Annotated in this window: 16 protein-coding genes and 1 pseudogene; 9 read left to right on the top strand and 8 right to left on the bottom strand. The window is 45.6% G+C overall.

Going from position 1 to position 16,129, the window contains the following annotated elements; all coding sequences use genetic code 11:
• Positions 1 to 27 precede the first annotated feature (27 nt).
• The gene (locus ACBP55_RS30775; RefSeq protein ID WP_464647101.1) at positions 28 to 663 is read left to right on the top strand and encodes an SGNH/GDSL hydrolase family protein; all 636 of its coding nucleotides are present in this window, start codon (positions 28 to 30) and stop codon (positions 661 to 663) included.
• 96 nt (positions 664 to 759) lie between these two features.
• Here ACBP55_RS30775 and ACBP55_RS30770 read toward each other — a convergent pair whose 3' ends face one another.
• A complete protein-coding gene (locus ACBP55_RS30770) occupies positions 760 to 1,473 on the bottom strand; it encodes a response regulator transcription factor (protein WP_029196820.1) in 714 nt (237 codons plus the stop codon).
• Between the two features lie 143 nt (positions 1,474 to 1,616).
• On the opposite strand from ACBP55_RS30770, the gene trmL reads away from it, so the two are divergent.
• Both trmL and ACBP55_RS30760 read left to right on the top strand, forming a co-directional pair.
• Entirely contained in the window at positions 1,617 to 2,081 is a 465-nt protein-coding gene (trmL, locus tag ACBP55_RS30765; RefSeq protein ID WP_029196821.1) for a tRNA (uridine(34)/cytosine(34)/5-carboxymethylaminomethyluridine(34)-2'-O)-methyltransferase TrmL, read from the top strand.
• Positions 2,082 to 2,264: 183 nt separating this feature from the next.
• Complete coding sequence (locus tag ACBP55_RS30760) at positions 2,265 to 2,519, top strand: AbrB/MazE/SpoVT family DNA-binding domain-containing protein (protein WP_029196822.1); 255 nt, start codon at positions 2,265 to 2,267, stop codon at positions 2,517 to 2,519.
• Positions 2,520 to 2,822: 303 nt separating this feature from the next.
• Here the strand turns inward: ACBP55_RS30760 and ACBP55_RS30755 are convergent, their stop codons facing one another.
• Genes ACBP55_RS30755 through ACBP55_RS30730 form a run of 6 tightly spaced genes read right to left on the bottom strand, consistent with a single transcriptional unit; the run spans position 2,823 to position 7,836 of the window.
• Entirely contained in the window at positions 2,823 to 3,896 is a 1,074-nt protein-coding gene (locus tag ACBP55_RS30755; RefSeq protein WP_464647098.1) for a phosphodiester glycosidase family protein, read from the bottom strand.
• Positions 3,896 to 4,330: a hypothetical protein gene (locus ACBP55_RS30750; RefSeq protein ID WP_464647096.1), complete on the bottom strand. Its 435-nt coding sequence runs from the start codon at positions 4,328 to 4,330 to the stop codon at positions 3,896 to 3,898. Before ACBP55_RS30750 ends, ACBP55_RS30755 begins: the two co-directional genes overlap by 1 nt.
• A 52-nt stretch (positions 4,331 to 4,382) precedes the next feature.
• Positions 4,383 to 4,655 (bottom strand): helix-turn-helix transcriptional regulator, encoded by a 273-nt coding sequence (locus tag ACBP55_RS30745; protein WP_464647094.1) that lies wholly within the window; start codon positions 4,653 to 4,655, stop codon positions 4,383 to 4,385.
• A complete protein-coding gene (locus tag ACBP55_RS30740; protein ID WP_464647092.1) occupies positions 4,570 to 6,012 on the bottom strand; it encodes a response regulator in 1,443 nt (480 codons plus the stop codon). Before ACBP55_RS30740 ends, ACBP55_RS30745 begins: the two co-directional genes overlap by 86 nt.
• Complete coding sequence (locus tag ACBP55_RS30735; RefSeq protein ID WP_464647090.1) at positions 6,009 to 6,995, bottom strand: sensor histidine kinase; 987 nt, start codon at positions 6,993 to 6,995, stop codon at positions 6,009 to 6,011. Before ACBP55_RS30735 ends, ACBP55_RS30740 begins: the two co-directional genes overlap by 4 nt.
• On the bottom strand, positions 6,919 to 7,836 hold the full coding sequence (locus ACBP55_RS30730) for a cache domain-containing protein (RefSeq protein ID WP_464647088.1): 918 nt from the start codon (positions 7,834 to 7,836) through the stop codon (positions 6,919 to 6,921). The genes ACBP55_RS30735 and ACBP55_RS30730 overlap by 77 nt, the downstream gene beginning before the upstream one ends.
• Before the next feature lie 158 nt (positions 7,837 to 7,994).
• On the opposite strand from ACBP55_RS30730, the gene ACBP55_RS30725 reads away from it, so the two are divergent.
• The 5 genes and pseudogenes from ACBP55_RS30725 to ACBP55_RS30705 all read left to right on the top strand — a co-directional run bounded on the left by ACBP55_RS30725 (position 7,995) and on the right by ACBP55_RS30705 (position 13,546).
• Positions 7,995 to 8,879 (top strand): carbohydrate ABC transporter permease, encoded by an 885-nt coding sequence (locus tag ACBP55_RS30725; protein ID WP_464647086.1) that lies wholly within the window; start codon positions 7,995 to 7,997, stop codon positions 8,877 to 8,879.
• Positions 8,879 to 9,715, top strand: coding sequence for a carbohydrate ABC transporter permease (locus tag ACBP55_RS30720; protein WP_464647084.1), 837 nt, complete (start codon positions 8,879 to 8,881; stop codon positions 9,713 to 9,715). The genes ACBP55_RS30725 and ACBP55_RS30720 overlap by 1 nt, the downstream gene beginning before the upstream one ends.
• A gap of 161 nt (positions 9,716 to 9,876) precedes the next feature.
• Positions 9,877 to 11,196 carry an ABC transporter substrate-binding protein gene (locus ACBP55_RS30715; protein WP_464647082.1) on the top strand — a complete coding sequence of 440 codons (1,320 nt, stop codon included), beginning with the start codon at positions 9,877 to 9,879 and terminating at the stop codon, positions 11,194 to 11,196.
• A gap of 101 nt (positions 11,197 to 11,297) precedes the next feature.
• Positions 11,298 to 12,527, top strand: coding sequence for an MFS transporter (locus ACBP55_RS30710; protein ID WP_464647080.1), 1,230 nt, complete (start codon positions 11,298 to 11,300; stop codon positions 12,525 to 12,527).
• A gap of 69 nt (positions 12,528 to 12,596) precedes the next feature.
• A pseudogene (locus ACBP55_RS30705) lies at positions 12,597 to 13,546 on the top strand (NAD(P)/FAD-dependent oxidoreductase).
• Here ACBP55_RS30705 and ACBP55_RS30700 read toward each other — a convergent pair.
• The gene (locus ACBP55_RS30700) at positions 13,543 to 14,289 is read right to left on the bottom strand and encodes a DUF2161 domain-containing phosphodiesterase (RefSeq protein ID WP_464647078.1); all 747 of its coding nucleotides are present in this window, start codon (positions 14,287 to 14,289) and stop codon (positions 13,543 to 13,545) included. The pseudogene ACBP55_RS30705 and the gene ACBP55_RS30700 overlap by 4 nt on opposite strands.
• Before the next feature lie 144 nt (positions 14,290 to 14,433).
• On the opposite strand from ACBP55_RS30700, the gene ACBP55_RS30695 reads away from it, so the two are divergent.
• Positions 14,434 to 15,756, top strand: a complete 1,323-nt coding sequence (locus ACBP55_RS30695; protein ID WP_464647076.1) for a sn-glycerol-1-phosphate dehydrogenase — start codon at positions 14,434 to 14,436, stop codon at positions 15,754 to 15,756.
• The last annotated feature ends 373 nt before the right edge of the window (positions 15,757 to 16,129 follow it).

Below are 16,129 nucleotides of genomic sequence, written 5' to 3'. Positions count from 1 at the left end.
TTAAATTCAGATTAGGAGGATGTGCAAATGGGAGTGCCATTCAAGCAAGGCGACATCGTATTATTTCAAGGGGACAGTATTACAGACGCCGGTAGGGTTAGAGATAATCCAACCGATTTGGGCAAAGGGTATGCTTTGATGACGGCAGCCCTGCTCGGTTCTTCTTATCCGGAAAAACAAGTCACATTCCTGAATCGGGGGATTAGCGGGAATCGAGTGAAAGACCTCCAGTCTCGTTGGGAAGAGGATTGTATCGCACTGAGGCCGAGCTGGGTATCAATCTATATCGGTATTAACGACTGCTGGAGACGATATGATCGGAATGATCCTACATCTGTGGAACAATTCGAAGAAGGCTACCGGGAATTGCTTAATCGCACGAAAGAGGAGCTTGGAGCCAACCTCATCATGATCGAGCCATTTGTGCTGCCAGTGCCGGAAGACCGCAAGCTGTGGCGTGAGGATCTCGATCCCAAAATCAATGTCGTCCGGGAGTTGGCGCGGGAATTTGGTGCCCTTTTGGTTCCGCTTGACGGCATATTCGCACAAGCTTCGATGCTCGCACCTTCCAGCTACTGGGCGCCAGACGGCGTACACCCGTCGCCGGCAGGGCATGCGCTAATAGCCAAAGCTTGGCTTAAGGCGGTCGGGGCTGCACAATAAGTGAATGCAAAACGAAATAAAGAAAAGCCCCTGAGTTCTCAGGGGCTTTCGTATTGGTGCTCCGCCGAATGCGGAAGGGGAAAGGCGAAGAGGCAATTACGCCAGCGATTCCTTCACAACAGGCTCAGTTAGCTTATAGCCAACGTTCCTGATGGTCATAATATATTCCGGATTGCGTGCATTGTTCTCAATTTTATCTCTTAAATGAGAGATATGCACATCGACGATTCGGGTATCTCCGAGGAAGTGATAATCCCACACCCCATGGAGAAGCTGCTGTCTGCTAAGAACTTTGCCGCGATGCTTACACAGGAAGAGCAGCAGCTCGAATTCCTTAGGTGTAAGTTCAATCGGGGAGCCATTCACCATGACTTCGCGTTGATCGGCTTTTATTGCGATTTGGCCAATTGTGATAGGCGCATTTTCTGTCGTGGACGGTAAGGTTTGGATTCGCCGATGTATGGCCTGAATACGAGAAATGAGCTCCTGCGGTGAAAAGGGTTTGGTCATATAATCGTCAGCGCCGTTATCCAAGCCGGCAATTTTATCCGTGAGATCCTGCATGGCTGTAAGCATAATAATGGGAACGAGGTTATTCTGGTTTCTAAGCTTGCGGCACACTTGAAACCCGTCCATCTTCGGCAGCATTAAGTCGAGAACGATGAGATCCGGGCGAAACGTTTGGATAGCATCGAAGACAGCTTCGCCGTCGAATACGCAATGGACTTCAAAACCTACAAGTTTCAAGTTGAATTCTATAAGCATGGAAATGGAAGGTTCGTCGTCAACAACTAGAATTTTCTTTTTCATCGATGGGTGGACTCCTTTTATCGAGGATAACTCTATTATGACAGCGCTCTATCATCGAGATATTAAGATAAAGTTAACCCTGTGTAAAATTGCAATCCGCATTCGCTTATAATAGGATAGAGAATGAGGTGAATTTGACAGAGATGGCTTTCCATATTGTATTAGTAGAACCTGAGATTCCTGCAAACACAGGTAACATTTCCAGAACCTGTGCAGCGACAGGCACGTATCTCCACTTGGTTAGACCGCTAGGCTTTCAGACGGATGATAAGACGTTAAAGCGCGCTGGGCTGGACTATTGGCACTCGGTTAAGCTCGAGTATCATGACTCCTTTGATGAGGTGCTGGAGGCTTACAAAGAGCATCGTTTTTTCTTTGCAACAACGAAGGCAACCAAGCGTTACACAGAATTTACATTTCAGGACGGAGATTTTTTTGTATTTGGCAAAGAAACCAAAGGACTTCCTGAGGAACTGTTAGCTCAGCATCCCGAAACCTTGCTGCGATTGCCGATGTCCGATGCGGTCAGATCGCTTAATTTATCAAATTCGGCAGCGATCATGCTGTATGAAGGCTTGCGTCAGACCGGTTTTGTAGGTCTTGATTAAACCATAAGCCCTATCCATACTAGGGCTGTGCCGACATATTTGACAGGAAAAGAAAGTTTCAGCATGTTATTAGCAGGAGTTTCTTAAATAACGGCGAATAGTTATCGGTATCAGTCCGTATAGATATGCTAGATGAAGTAGAGAGCATGGAAAACGTGAGCGGAAGAGAGGTGAAGTCCTATGATGAAGCCAGCCGGAGTCGTTCGTAAAGTCGATCAATTGGGACGCATTGTACTGCCTAAATCATTAAGAAAACGATATCAAATGAATGAAGGAGATCCTGTCGAAATTTTGGTGCAGGGTGACCATATCATTCTGGAGAGATATCGTCCAAAATGTGTGTTCTGCGGAAGTATGGAAAGTGTCAATGAATTCAAAGATCGCTATATTTGCGGCGTATGTGTAACTGAAATGAACTTGTTAAAGGTTAGAGCGTAATAGGAATAAAAGAAAAAGCATCTTTTCTCTTAATGGAGAAAGATGCTTTTTTACTTGAATTTCAATTGTCTACAGACCTTTTGTTTTGTCCTCGTTATAGGAAGCCGTCATCATAGCGACGATGAATAATAGAAAAACGGTGTTAACGAGCCAAAATGTTGTTGATAAACCAAACATTGCTGCACCTCCATATATAGGGATCTTTGAGCTTGCTCAAAGTCTCTCCGCTTTGGGATCTTTATTAAGGCTTATTATACCCAACCAATCTAAAAAAAGAAACGAATAAAGTGTGAATAATTTCGGTTATTTAAAAAATAGAAAGTTGGTGGCTAGCGGCCTAAGCTTCCCATCGGACGGGCGATTGAGGACGCTGCCCCCCCAAACTAAAGTGGTAGAGCCGCCCCCATCCAGATTATACGCATCTACTATGCCTAATTGCTGCATTTTGTCCTGCAGCTCTGCAAGTGTTGCTCCAGAATTACCACTCTCGTCATAGCCGTCGGTCACAATAAACAACAGCTGGTCGTGCTTGTAGTTGGCCATGACGGTCCGCGCTGCTCTTGCCGGTGAGCTTTGCCACTGATAGGGAATCGACATCTTGTTGCCATTCTTCAGGAGAACCGGAACGAAGGTAGATCCCATAAGCGGGTTCAACTTGTCGAGCTCAGACTGAGAACTGAACTTACCGCCAATGAGTTTGCGGTCTTTATTCAAGCCAATGAAGGTCGTATCGTTGTTGGTAGGAAAAAAGCCATTCACATACTTCCCATTCATCATGGTTGTGTCGAGCGGATAGCGTTTGCCTTTACTATCATCTGCGAAGCCGCCTGCATTCACACCAGCGATAGCCCCATAACGTGTAACTGCATCTAATGTTGTTTCACTGGAGCCAATATTATCCTTGCCAAGCACAAGTTTAATGGCTTTATCACTCTTGAGGTTTACTTTAAGTGCATAACCTTTATAATTGCTTTCATTTAAAGCGAAAAGTTTCAAGTCGATATTCCCGGAAGAAGCTTGTCTAATTGGGCTGCCGAGCTTGGCCGTTATCCGCGTATCATAGATAATGCCGGGTTTGGCAGCTTGTGCTGCAGCATTCTGGAGCATGGCTGCTACTTCCGCGGAGCTTTTCTCATAAAGTTGGAAATATTGCTGAATGATGGACTTGGTTTGCACAGCATCCATATTCGCTTTGGTCAGCAAATTATCAAGCGTAAGTGTTTCTTGTTGAAAAGAGATCGGCCTAGACGCGTTATGTACCAATGGGTTGATAGGGACGTTCGCCGAAACAAAAAGCAGCCAAATTAGCATCCCCAGGAACGGGGCGCTTGCAAGTAGAAGGACGCGGTTAATCTGTTGAATGCTAATTACGTTCATTACTTTAACACATCCAGATTTTTTTGCAGTTCTTCCAGCTTCTTCTTAACGTCGGCAAGCTGCGTATAGAGTTGGTTGCTGTTATCGGTTTTGCTGTTAGCGCTGTCCTTCGTGAAAGCCAGTAATTCATTCAGTGAGTCTACCTTTGTCTGTAAAGCTTTCATATCGGTCGTAACGCTATCTTTCAATTGGGCAACTTGCTTCTGATAGTCTTGTTGAACCACTTGCAATTGTTGCTGGGTTTGCTGTGCGATATCGGCTGAAATTTTTTGCCTCAAATGCTCTGTATACATCATAGCTGCGGCCACTCCGATTGCGATCAGCATGACCCAACCCACAAACAAGTATACGTACGTTTTCTTTCTTACCTTGGTAGCCTTCGAAGCAGCGAGAGGGAAAGAATTCGCAGTCGTAGTCTCGATGGGCATGTTCATGAAAATCACCTCTGATTACTAGTATAACATATTCCATATTTTTTACAGAATTTTAGATAGAATTCGCTGTTTTTCGATATTCATTTGGGGTGAGCCCTTCTAGCTTTTTGAAAACTTTGCTGAAATATTTCTCGTCCTGGTAACCGACCATTTCAGCTACTTGTGAAATCCGAAGATGTGGATTACGCAGCAAGACCTTTGCTTTACTCATACGAATTTGACCTAAATAGTCAGAAAGGTTAACCTCGAACTCTTGTTTGAATTTCCGTGAGATGTACTCGCGGTCTGAGGTAGAATCGATTCGCGATATCCTGAAGAGAGACATCTTCGTGATAGTGCTTCTCAAGGAACTCAGCGATTTCAAAAATAACACTTTTGTCCTTCTGCTGACTCTCAAGAAGCAGCTTCGATAAGTGAACAACGCTCCGAGTGAGTTCCTGCTGCCACAGTGAAAGAGATAGAATCCCATATTCATCCAGCGGAACGATCAAACTGGATGGCTCATCCAGGAGCAGTTGTTTGACCTGATCTTCACTAATGTTAGAGAAAAATTGCTGCACCCAGCGGCGCTTCATCACCCTGTACTCCCGCCACCAATGGTCGAGCTGTTCAAGGGTAATGGCTTCGCTCATTTTGACAGCGTCCATCCACTCTTGAACCGTTTCTTGAATTTGGTCAATGCTGCCGCTGCGTATAGCGAGTTGAATTCGTTCCTCATATTGGCTGAACGTAAGCGCAGGCTGAACGGTTTTGGCTGTTTGCAATGTACTATGAATCCATGTTTCCTTGGATTTGAGATTTCGCTGCCTGAGGGCATTGCGAGCTTCCTGATACGATAATGCCAAATCCGTAGGAAACGACTGAGAGCTTCCAATACCGAAGTCCACGCGGGTATGAAGCGCGGTGCGTATACCTTCATTGATTTTTGCGAGAAATGACTCAGAGCCAGGTTGATCCTTCCATAGAAGCAATACAATTTCGTTATCGCTGTTCCAATGGCGGAAAGCATAACCGCGCTGATCGTTAACGAGAAATTCATTACATATGTTAATAAGCGAGAAGAGCAGCAGGTCCAGATTATGGCTGAACTTGTTCTTCACACTACGTTCCATCGTATCTAACGATAAAATTGTGACACGACATTCTCGAATCGTCCGAGATAAATGAAGCTCTTTCTCCAGCTGCTCGGCCGCTTGCTCATAAGCGGAGGGTTCGGCAATTAAGTTCGATAGCAACTTGTCCCAGTACATGGGCTTAATTTGGTTCATTTCTATATTTAGTTCTCGATTGGTATGACGAAGCTCCTCATCCTTTTTCCAAGTTTGTATGGCTTTATCTAACGCTTCATTTAATTGCTCGGGATCAATCGGCTTCAATATATAGTCCGTTCCCCCATACTTCAATGCATGGCGAAGCAGAGAGAAGTCGTCATGGCCGCTAATGACAATGGTCTTCGAGTTAGGAGCATGCGTATGCAGCCACTCGAGCAATTTTACGCCATTCATAATTGGCATCATCATATCGGTCATAATAATCGCAGGATGTTCACGACTTACGATCTCGATGGCCGATTCACCATCTTGAGCTTCTAAGATCGTTTCTATGCCATGCTGCTTCCAGTTTACAAGCAGGCGGATAGCATCCCGGACATGTTTCTCATCATCAACAAGTAATACTTTCATTCAAGTGCTCCCTTTTTCATAGGAATATGGATCACGATCCTTAGACCTTGGGGCTGTACGTGTTCAACATCTAGAAATGCATCATCAGTGAAGTACAATTGTACTCTGGTCAGTACATTACTAAGCCCAATACAAGCCTCATCGGTTATCGATGGGGCATTCAGTCTGTTTCTTACTTCGCGGAGCCGCTCCTCGCTTATACCAATCCCGTTATCCTCCACGATAAGTTTCAAGTATTCATCTTCATGAACGATAAGCTTCATCGCTTGAATACGTAATAAGCCCGATGCTGCGGAGCTAGGTTTAAAGCCATGCTTGAAATAGTTTTCAACGAGAGGTTGAAGGATCATCTTGGGTACAGAGATTGCTTTCGTGCTTTCTTCGATATCATAAATAATTTCGAATTGGTGCTCGAAGCGCTGTTTTTGCAGTTCGAGATAGGCTTTAATATGATCGAGTTCTTTACGTAAAGGGACGATGGATTCATTCGTGTTCATGCTGTAATGCATCATTTTGGCGAGGGACGCAATCAAAGCATAGACCTTTGGTGCATCATGCTGCAAAGCTAGTGTTCCGATCGATTGGAGCGCGTTATTCAAAAAGTGCGGATTGATCTGAGCTTGCAGGGCCATAAGCTGATTCGATTTGTTCGCAAGCTCAAGACGATATTCACGCATGACCATTTGATTTAAATCCTGCATGAGGTTATGGAAGCGGTTGGCCAGGATACCCATCTCATCCGTTCGAGCTAGTTCAATATCCACGTTCAATTGGCCTAACTGAACCTGCCCAGACTGTATGCGTGTGATGTAACGAATCAATTGTTTAATAGGAGCTGTAAATCGAATACTGATATAAATGGTTCCGGCAATAACGATCAACATGAAAAAAGTAAGTACTAAAGAGTTAATTAATGCTAACTGTCTGGCATTTTTCGTTAATTGCTCGTAAGGAAGACGCTTGACGATCGTCCAGTCTGACATAGTCAGTTTTCATTTTTTCATACACATTTATTCCCGCATAGGGGCCTTTGGTCCATTCGTACGAACCTTTATCGAGCCCGCTGTGAATAGCTTCATTTCCCCAGCTTCCTTCAAGAGGCTGTCCCCATTTCGCAGCATCTGGACCGAAGACAATGAACCCGTCATCATCAAGGATGTATAGCTCTTCTTGGTTATGGGTGAATAAGCTTTGGGATATGTCAGAGATTAAATTTAGCTGAAGATCAATAACCAGCTCACCAATCGAGGTGTTACTAGGTGAGTACATAACTTTACGATGCATAGATAGGACAGGGGTTGGAGCAGAATACACGTTAAGTACCATATTGTAATTATGGCTTGGATGGGTCGTTTCAAAATAAACACTTTTGTTATCAGGAAAAGGACGAAGAGACTCATATTTGCCTTTTGCGCTATTTTGATAGTCGTTGCTTGCCAAAAAAGAACGGTCACTAACGGAGGCGTAAAGGTAAATTTGTTTGATCTCTTTAACCGAATGGGACATGACCTGCAGTCCGTTTTTGATAACCTTATCACTCATGTAGTTGATGTCTCGCTCGGTTTGCAAAATTTCGTAAAGTTGACCAAGCTCAGACAGATGCTGTCCTGTATAAATCGTCGTTGAAGCTTGGACCACACCATTTAAGTAATTCAATATATTCATTTTTGCTTGGGAGATCAGGGCAGAATTATTCGTAATCGTGTCTTCCGTGACTCTTTCTTTGGTAAACAGGTACGATACCACGATCGATGTAATAAACGGGACAAGGGTCGCAATGAGTAAAAATAGAATTAATTTATTGCGCATACTATGTCGGAACAATCGGCATCAGCTCGGTTTCATAATAGAAGTTTTCACCCTACATTGTAGCAGGAGAGGTCAACAAATTCCACCTAATGCATCACGAGAATCTGTGTTTTACCAAGAATAAGGGATTTATACTTAAGGTATAGTTACATAATCGTAAGGGGGAAATTCCCATGAAGAACAACAAAGGGCTAGCAGGACTTATCCAACAATGGGTGTTTATCGGACCGGCGTTGATCTTTTTCGCGCTCATTGTTGTTACTCCTTTTCTCATGAGTATTTATTATTCATTTACCGAGTGGAATGGTGTGACAACAACCGTGAAGTTCAACGGCTTAGATAATTTCAAGCACCTTCTTTTTCATGACACCGACTATCGCAACGCATTCTGGTTTACAACAAGAATAACCGTGACGGATGTCATTCTCACGAATCTTGTCGGGTTTCTTTTGGCGCTCTTGCTCACTCAGGCACTGAAAACCAGAAATGTACTGCGTACTATTTTCTTCATGCCGAACGTGATTGGCGGACTTCTGCTTGGTTTCATTTGGCAGTTTATTTTCGTCAAAGGGTTCGCGACGTTAGGCGATTTGACCCATATCAGTTTTTTCCAACTTCCTTGGTTGGGTGATTCACCTACAGCCTTCTGGGCAATCGCCATCGTCAGTATATGGCAAGGTTCGGGCTACTTAATGATCATTTATATTGCGGCGCTATCGAATGTGCCCAAAGATATGGTTGAAGCGGCTTATATTGATGGTGCTACGCGATTACAAGTGCTTAAGAACATTATCATACCACTCATTATGCCGGCTGTTACCGTATGTTTGTTCCTGACCATTTCATGGAACTTCAAGATGTTTGACCTGAACTTTGCCTTGACCAAAGGTGGACCGTTCAACTCAACAGAATCGGTTTCCATCAATATTTATCAAGAAGCTTTCCGCAATAACAACTATGGTTTAGGAACAGCAAAAGCGTTAGTATTCTTCGTTGTAGTGGCCATTATTTCGACCATCCAAGTCATTTATACGAAACGCAAGGAGGTTGAAGTTTAATGGAATCCGTCAAAAAATACTCTGGACGACTATTCACTCTCGAGGTGCTGGGCATCTTGATTGGACTCGTATTTCTAGTCCCTTTCTACTTTGTCATCGTCAACTCCCTTAAGACATTTCCGGAGCTGGCGGCCAGCACAGCGAAGCTTCCGTCTAGCTTATATCTAGACAACTATACGAAGGTATGGACAATCATGAAGTTCCCAAGTGCCTTTATGAACTCTTTAATTATTACCGTGCTCAGTAATGTGGGGCTTGTGTTGATTAGTTCTATGGCCGCTTATCGAATGGTGCGCAAATCAAGTAAATTCAACAATCTCGTATTTATAGCTTTCGTTGCTGCCATGGTGATTCCGTTTCAATCCATTATGATTCCGCTTGTGCGTGTTGCGAGTCAAGTTGGACTTATGGATAGCAAGATTGGATTGATTATTTGTTACTTCGGATTCGGTGTATCATTGAACGTATTCTTGTTTCATGGTTTTATTAAATCCATTCCGCTGGAGATTGAAGAGTCAGCCACTGTGGATGGTTGCTCGCCATATGGGGTATTTTGGCGAATTGTTTTTCCTTTGTTAAAGCCGATGTCTACGACAGTCATCATCTTGAACAGCTTATGGATATGGAATGATTATTTGTTGCCTTCCCTCGTGTTAAATAGTCCTGAGCTGAGAACAATACCTCTAGCAACGTTCTCTTTCTTTGGTCAATATACGAAGCAATGGGATTTGGCCTTGGCTGGTCTTACACTAGGCGTCCTGCCGATCGTTATTTTCTTCTTAGCCATGCAGAGACATATTGTTGAAGGCATTACGGCTGGCTCGGTAAAAGGTTAACAATTTTGCAAATATGTTCAAAATCTTCCACCTTTATGTTCAATATCCTCTGTGTTAAGGGTTTAAGTAAGTGTTTACAATAAACCATGTAAGCTGATGACGAGCTAACGAACCGTTATCAGGGTAAACTGATTGAAACTTAAAAGGGAGGCTTTACCTAAATGAAAAAATTAACAATGATCAGTATGGCAGCTGTACTTTCTCTATCTTTAGTTGCTACTGGCTGCGCGAAGAAAGAAACAGCGCCAACTCCAAGTGCAACTACGGGTGGAGCGGCAACAGCAACACCTGCTGCAGGCGGTAAACAAGTTACGATTAAAATGTTCCAATTCAAAGTAGAAATCGCCGATCAACTTGGCAAACTCGTTCAAGAATATCAAAAGCTAAATCCAAACGTTAAAATTCAAGTGGATACAGTTGGCGGCGGTGCTGACTACGGCGCAGCTTTGCTTGCGAAGTTCAACTCCGGCGACAAACCGGATATTTTCAACAACGGTGGTTTCACGGATCTCGATAAATGGATCGAAAACCTAGAAGATCTTTCCGATCAACCATGGGTCAATGATCTTGTAGACGTAGCGAAAGAGCCAATGACGAAAAACGGTAAAATATATGGGCAACCGCTGAACCTTGAAGGTTATGGTTTCCAATATAATAAAGACTTGTTTGCACAAGCTGGCATTACGGAATTGCCAAAAACACTTACACAATTGGAAGATGCAGCTAAAAAACTTCAAGCAAAAGGAATTACACCTTTTGAAACCGGCTATGGCGAGTGGTGGGTACTAGGAAATCACTTCGTAAACCTTCCGTTTGCCTACCAAAAGGATCCGAATGCTTTCATCGACGGTTTGAACAAAGGAACGGCTAAAATTCCGGGTAACGAAGTATTTAACCAGTGGTCAAAATTATTTGATCTACAATTGAAATACGGTAACAAAAATCCGCTTCAAACAGATTACAATACGCAAGTAACTGACTTTGCTACAGGTAAAGCAGCAATGACACAACAAGGTAACTGGACACAAGTTCAAATTACCAAAACAAATCCAAACATCAAAATTGGCTTCTTGCCAATGCCGATCAACGATGACGCTGCAGCGAACGATAAATTGTTCGTTGGTGTACCAAACAACTGGGTTATCAACAAAAACTCTGCTGTGAAAGACGAAGCGAAGAAATTCTTGAACTGGATGGTAACTTCCGATATCGGTAAGAAATACATTACAGAAGAATTCAAATTTATTCCTGCATTCAAATCCATTCCTGCTGACGAGAAAGTTCTAGGACCTTTGGCAGCTGACATTATCGCTTACAGCAAAGCTGGTAAAACACTTAGCTGGAACTGGTTCAAATTCCCAGGCGGCGAAGCTTCCAGTAAAAAATTCGGCGATATTATGCAAGGCTATGTAGCGAAGAAGTATACGAAGGATCAAATGCTTGAGGAATTCCAGAAAACATGGGATAGCCTTAAGAAGTAACTCAATAATGGGTGGTAATAAAGCCTCAGCGCCAATGCTGAGGCTTTTTGCTGTTTAACAGAAAAGGAATAGGCTGTTACAATGAAGAGGACTGGAGGTCTATGATGATAATAAGAATCAGGTCTTGGCTGCATAGCAGAGGAAATTCACTTCCGCGTGAGAAGCAATTGTCTCGTGAGGCCGTAATTTCATTAATTATTCATTCTATTTTTCAGTTTGGCGCTTCCATGTCGGGCGTGTTCTTAAACTTGTACTTATGGCGGTTAACGCACAGTGTCGTAGTGAATGGTACATACAGTATGATCGTTTTTATCTTAACACCGATTGGCTTTGCACTTGGCGGCCTCATGATTAAGAAGAAAGACCGAATGGTATCGTATCGTCTAGGTATCATGCTCATAGGTCTTTTCTATTTGAGCGTCATTCTAGCACAAGAGAAACTGGTCGAATATTATATCCTATTTGCCATATTTAATGGACTTGCCGGTGCTTTTTACTGGGTAGGTTATTTGACCCTGATGTATGATGTGTCTAACGAACAGAACCGGATTCGGTATCTTGCATTTAATATGATTTTTTTCACAGCAGCAACCTTAGCAGGGCCTCTTGCCGGATTCATTATCCGTTTAAAAGAAGGACTTAGCGGTTACACCATCGTCTTCTCAATAGCATTCTGTATGTTCTTACTAGCGGCGCTGATTTCTTTGAAAATTAAAGCTTCAGGTGGACATCATCGCGTTTATTACTTGAAGCTGACTGGTCTTATTATGAAGAAAGAACGTGACTGGTTGAAAGCGCTGCTTGGATTTATGGGAATGGGCTTGCTCCAAGGGACGATGCTTTTCTTACCGAATATTCTACTGTTCAAAGTAATGCCGCGTGAAGATATTGTGGGCTATCTCGGTGTATTATACTCAAGTCTATCGATCGTAATGGGCATTTTTATATCTAAATATGCAAACGCTAGTAAATCTCGTCTTTATTTAGGGGTATCAACACTAGGCTACCTCATTGGGGTATCTTTTTTACTAGGAAATGTTAATGTATGGACGGTTGTAAGTTTCATGATTTTGTACTCTATTTTCGCTCCGCTGCAAGGGAATACAATGACAGGCTATTATTACAGCCTTATTGCAAAGCTGCCGCTTAAAGGCCAATTGAAAGTAGAAAGTGTCGTTGTTAGGGAATTTTTCTTAAATGTTGGGCGTGTGATTTCCATTATTTGTTTACTCTCATTTGGCAGTGATTTGGATGGGGGCTTAATTCCATGGATTTTAATGATGGCAGCGATGTCACAAATTGCCCTTGTATGGTCGATTAAGAATCAATGAGATGAGCATGAAAGCGCGTTAACTCGGATATCCTAGGAAGTAGATGACAGGAGAAGAGGACGTGCGGTTATGGAGCAGTATGACAGCATGATTGTTGGCGGAGGGATTGCTGGACTTCAAGCGGCCATTCAATTAGGGAGATATGAGCATCGTGTGCTTGTTATTGATGCCGGCTATGGCCGGTCTACACTATGTAAAAGCTATCATAACCTCTTGGGGTGGCCGGATGGTGTATCGGGGGAAGACTTCGCCGGTTAGGAAGGCTTCAAGCTGAGAAGCTGGGTGTAAGTTTCGTCAAAGATGAAGTTGTGCAAGCTGTAAATAAAGGTAAACCTGGGGATGGATTTGAGCTGTGGGGGAAGTCAGGTAAGGTGTATGAAGCCCCAACTTTACTCTTGGCTACAGGACTCCTAGACCGTATTCCCGAGCTGCCCAAGCTGAAAGACTGTCTAGGGTTGACTGTTTACGTCTGTCCAGATTGCGATGGCTATGAGATTAAAAACAAACAGACCATCGTGATGGGATCTGGTGATTCCGGAGCGGGAATGGCCTTGACGCTTAGTTCTCGTACGGACAGGCTGACCTATGTGAATCACCAGCAAAGGGCTGTGAGCAGCGAGCTTTTAGCTAATTTGAAGGAAAAAAGAATTACCTATGTCGCGGAAGATATTCTAGAGGTGATGGCTGAAACCAATGGGTTATTTCGCGGGATCGTTTTGGCAAATGGGGAGCGAATCGGTGCGGAGCGAGGGTTCATAGCCTTCGGCGGGAATGAAGTGAAGTCGGATTTGGCACGACAGTTAGGCGCTGAGCGAATGGAGAATCGCCACATTGTAACGGATGCTCGCAGTAAAATGACAAGTGTGCCTTTTGTGTGGGCAGCTGGGGACGTAGGTGTTCACGCGGAGCAAGTGACCATTGCCATGGGAGAAGGGGCGCAGGCGGCGATTTGGATAAACAAAGCGCTGTTGATGTTGAAGGAAGAAGCGAACATACATCGAGTTATTGTTCGCTCTTAAGAGTTTAGCGTAGATAGGTGAGTAGATGAGTCGGACGTCTCCGCCTCTGGAAAAGCAGTTACAACATGGGCATACTCCGCTAATGCCTGCTCCCCCAGTGGGGTAATATGATAAATGCCGCGGCTTTGGCGTATGAACCAGCGGTAGTAGTTTTTTTGAAGAAGAGAGCTCACGGCTTTATTGCTCGTGAATTCGCGAAGCTGCCGAGGACTGAGTGGTCCATGTTGACGCATTAGGTAGGCGCAATGAAGCGATTTCTCACGGTAGGCGGTCATGAGCTTCTGCTGAGAGCTGCCTCCGACGTTGTAGTCCCCACTGCGTTCATGAAATTCATTGACGACTTTCAAGGCTGCCCTTTTATTTGGGCGCAATAGATAGGGAGTAGGCTCGCAGACGAGATCCACTGCGGGCTGTTTGCGTTTGAAAAATTGAACTGTCAGGACACCTAGGCCGAGCATGCGGCATAAACGTCGAATCTCTTCCCATTGCAATCGATGCGGCGCTCGCCCTTTATTGGGCAGCTCGAAAGCGACATACACCTGATCCGTCAGCCGCAAACGATCGATGCCTTGCACGAGGAGCGGAATATTGAAGCTTTTTTTCAATTCGACAATGATGGGCGGCTCATCACCGCGAATGGCAACTAAGTCGCAATGCTTAATCTCGGCGCGAACGGTGTATCCCCGCTGCTCGAAATATTGTTTAATCGGAGCGTAAAGCTCCGTTTCTGTTTGGATAGGCATGAGGTTAATGATCTCCTCTCTAGTTACAAGAATTGCAGCCAGAATGTGTTCCATTATAGCACAGCTTTTGCTAGAATAGGGGAAGAATCACTTGTACGTACATGTTGGTGCCTTAGAGCCAGGAGACAGAGGAGGATGCGTGGGATGAGTGAGATATTGGATACCTGGCTAGGAAAGAGTATAGATTGCACTTGCGGGTTGCGGCACGAAGTGCCGATTCGGCGCATCGTTATTGAACGGGATGCGCTGGCGCAGGTGGCCGGGTATGTGAAAGCAGCCGGCTATGGGGAAGTGACGCTTGTCGCGGACGGGAGGACGTATCAAGCGGCTGGAGAGAAGCTGCGCGAGCTGCTGGAAGCCGCGCAGGTGAAGGTAAGCATCAGCGTGATTCGTGAGAACGCGATGGGGGAAGTGGCGGCCGATGAAGAAGCGATTGTCCAGGTGATGCTGGACACGCCGCTTTCATCGAAGGTGTTGGTGGCCGTGGGCGCGGGCACCGTCCACGACATCGTGCGCTTCGTGGCGCATCGCACGAAGCGTCCGTTCTTGTCTGTTCCGACGGCGCCGTCGGTGGACGGCTTCGCGTCAGTAGGCGCGCCGCTCATCGTCCGCGGCTTCAAGATGACGATCCCGGCCTGCGCGCCGGAGGCCATCTTCGCCGACCTCGCTGTGCTGGCGAAGTCGCCGCAGGCGATGATCGCGGCCGGCCTCGGCGACATGCTCGGCAAGCACACATCGCTGGCCGACTGGTCGCTTGGCCGCGTGCTGCTCGGCGAGCACTACTGCGAGCTGAGCGCTCGGTTGACGCTGGAGGCCGTGGAGCTCTGCACGGCTCACTTGGCCGAGATCGCGCAGCGCACGGATCTCGGCTTGCTCCGGCTCATGGAAGGCCTGATCCTATCGGGCCTTTCCATGCTCTTGGTCGGCCATTCACGGCCGGCCTCCGGGGCTGAGCACCATCTCTCCCACTACTGGGAGATGGTGCTTCTGCAGCAGCGCCGCCGGGCGCTGCTGCACGGCGCGAAGGTCGGCGTCGCGACCGTGCTCATGGCGCAGCGCTATGAGGCGCTGCGGGGGCTCACGGCCGACGCGGCCGCTGCGCGCCTAGCGCAAGGCCATGTCCCCAGCGAGCTTACGGATGCGCAGCGCATCCGGCAGGTCTACGGGGACATGGCCGAGCAGGTCATCGCCGAGAATTTCCCGGCGAATGGCACGGCTATTGATGCGCAGGCGCTGAAGGCGCGCATCGTAGAGAAGTGGGGCGATGTGCAAGCCATCGCCCGGGCGGTCCCTGAACCGGCGCAGCTCATCGCATGGCTTGAGGCCGTGCAGGGACCGGTAACGCCTGGAGCAGCTCGGCGTGGAGCCGGAGCTGGTGGAGGCGTCCCTGCAGGATGCGCTTTTCGTGCGCAACCGTTTCACGATCCTGCGTTTACAGCGTCTGCTGTAGACGTTTCATCCTTATAAAAGGCTGTTCCTCAAGGAGATAGATGAACTTGAGGGGCAGCCTTTTTGCTTGGTCCTCATGGAACATCCGAATTGGTTTTCAGGACGAAAATTGCAACTCCATTGGAGCAAATCCAATCAAATGCTCTCTCAAGCTCTGAAAATCGCAATTCCATTGGATTTTATCCAATCAAATAGCCTATTCCTCGACTGGAGACGGACTTCTATTGGATTTACTCCAATGAAATCGACTCCCGTGTTTCAAGTTGCATGTTAACTATCGTAATTTACTACAATAGTCCATTAATTTAGCACATCCAAATACAAGACCGCAGGTGGTAAGATTTGAGTCGTAAGAATTTAGTCTTAAGATTTGAATGGTAATATTTGGATG

It is taken from the genome of Paenibacillus sp. WG02 (assembly GCF_055396115.1).
This window is presented reverse-complemented; position numbering and strand designations above follow the sequence as displayed.

What these genes read in the sequence shown, in the direction of transcription:
- ACBP55_RS30725 (WP_464647086.1), top strand. Translation starts at nt 7,995, where the DNA reads ATGAAGAACAACAAAGGGCTAGCAGGACTTATCCAACAATGGGTGTTT.
- ACBP55_RS30700 (WP_464647078.1), bottom strand. Translation starts at nt 14,289, where the DNA reads ATGCCTATCCAAACAGAAACGGAGCTTTACGCTCCGATTAAACAATAT.
- ACBP55_RS30775 (WP_464647101.1), top strand. Translation starts at nt 28, where the DNA reads ATGGGAGTGCCATTCAAGCAAGGCGACATCGTATTATTTCAAGGGGAC.
- ACBP55_RS30720 (WP_464647084.1), top strand. Translation starts at nt 8,879, where the DNA reads ATGGAATCCGTCAAAAAATACTCTGGACGACTATTCACTCTCGAGGTG.
- ACBP55_RS30750 (WP_464647096.1), bottom strand. Translation starts at nt 4,330, where the DNA reads ATGAACATGCCCATCGAGACTACGACTGCGAATTCTTTCCCTCTCGCT.
- ACBP55_RS30715 (WP_464647082.1), top strand. Translation starts at nt 9,877, where the DNA reads ATGAAAAAATTAACAATGATCAGTATGGCAGCTGTACTTTCTCTATCT.
- ACBP55_RS30740 (WP_464647092.1), bottom strand. Translation starts at nt 6,012, where the DNA reads ATGAAAGTATTACTTGTTGATGATGAGAAACATGTCCGGGATGCTATC.
- trmL (WP_029196821.1), top strand. Translation starts at nt 1,617, where the DNA reads ATGGCTTTCCATATTGTATTAGTAGAACCTGAGATTCCTGCAAACACA.
- ACBP55_RS30755 (WP_464647098.1), bottom strand. Translation starts at nt 3,896, where the DNA reads ATGAACGTAATTAGCATTCAACAGATTAACCGCGTCCTTCTACTTGCA.
- ACBP55_RS30770 (WP_029196820.1), bottom strand. Translation starts at nt 1,473, where the DNA reads ATGAAAAAGAAAATTCTAGTTGTTGACGACGAACCTTCCATTTCCATG.
- ACBP55_RS30735 (WP_464647090.1), bottom strand. Translation starts at nt 6,995, where the DNA reads ATGTCAGACTGGACGATCGTCAAGCGTCTTCCTTACGAGCAATTAACG.
- ACBP55_RS30745 (WP_464647094.1), bottom strand. Translation starts at nt 4,655, where the DNA reads ATGTCTCTCTTCAGGATATCGCGAATCGATTCTACCTCAGACCGCGAG.
- ACBP55_RS30760 (WP_029196822.1), top strand. Translation starts at nt 2,265, where the DNA reads ATGAAGCCAGCCGGAGTCGTTCGTAAAGTCGATCAATTGGGACGCATT.
- ACBP55_RS30710 (WP_464647080.1), top strand. Translation starts at nt 11,298, where the DNA reads ATGATGATAATAAGAATCAGGTCTTGGCTGCATAGCAGAGGAAATTCA.
- ACBP55_RS30695 (WP_464647076.1), top strand. Translation starts at nt 14,434, where the DNA reads ATGAGTGAGATATTGGATACCTGGCTAGGAAAGAGTATAGATTGCACT.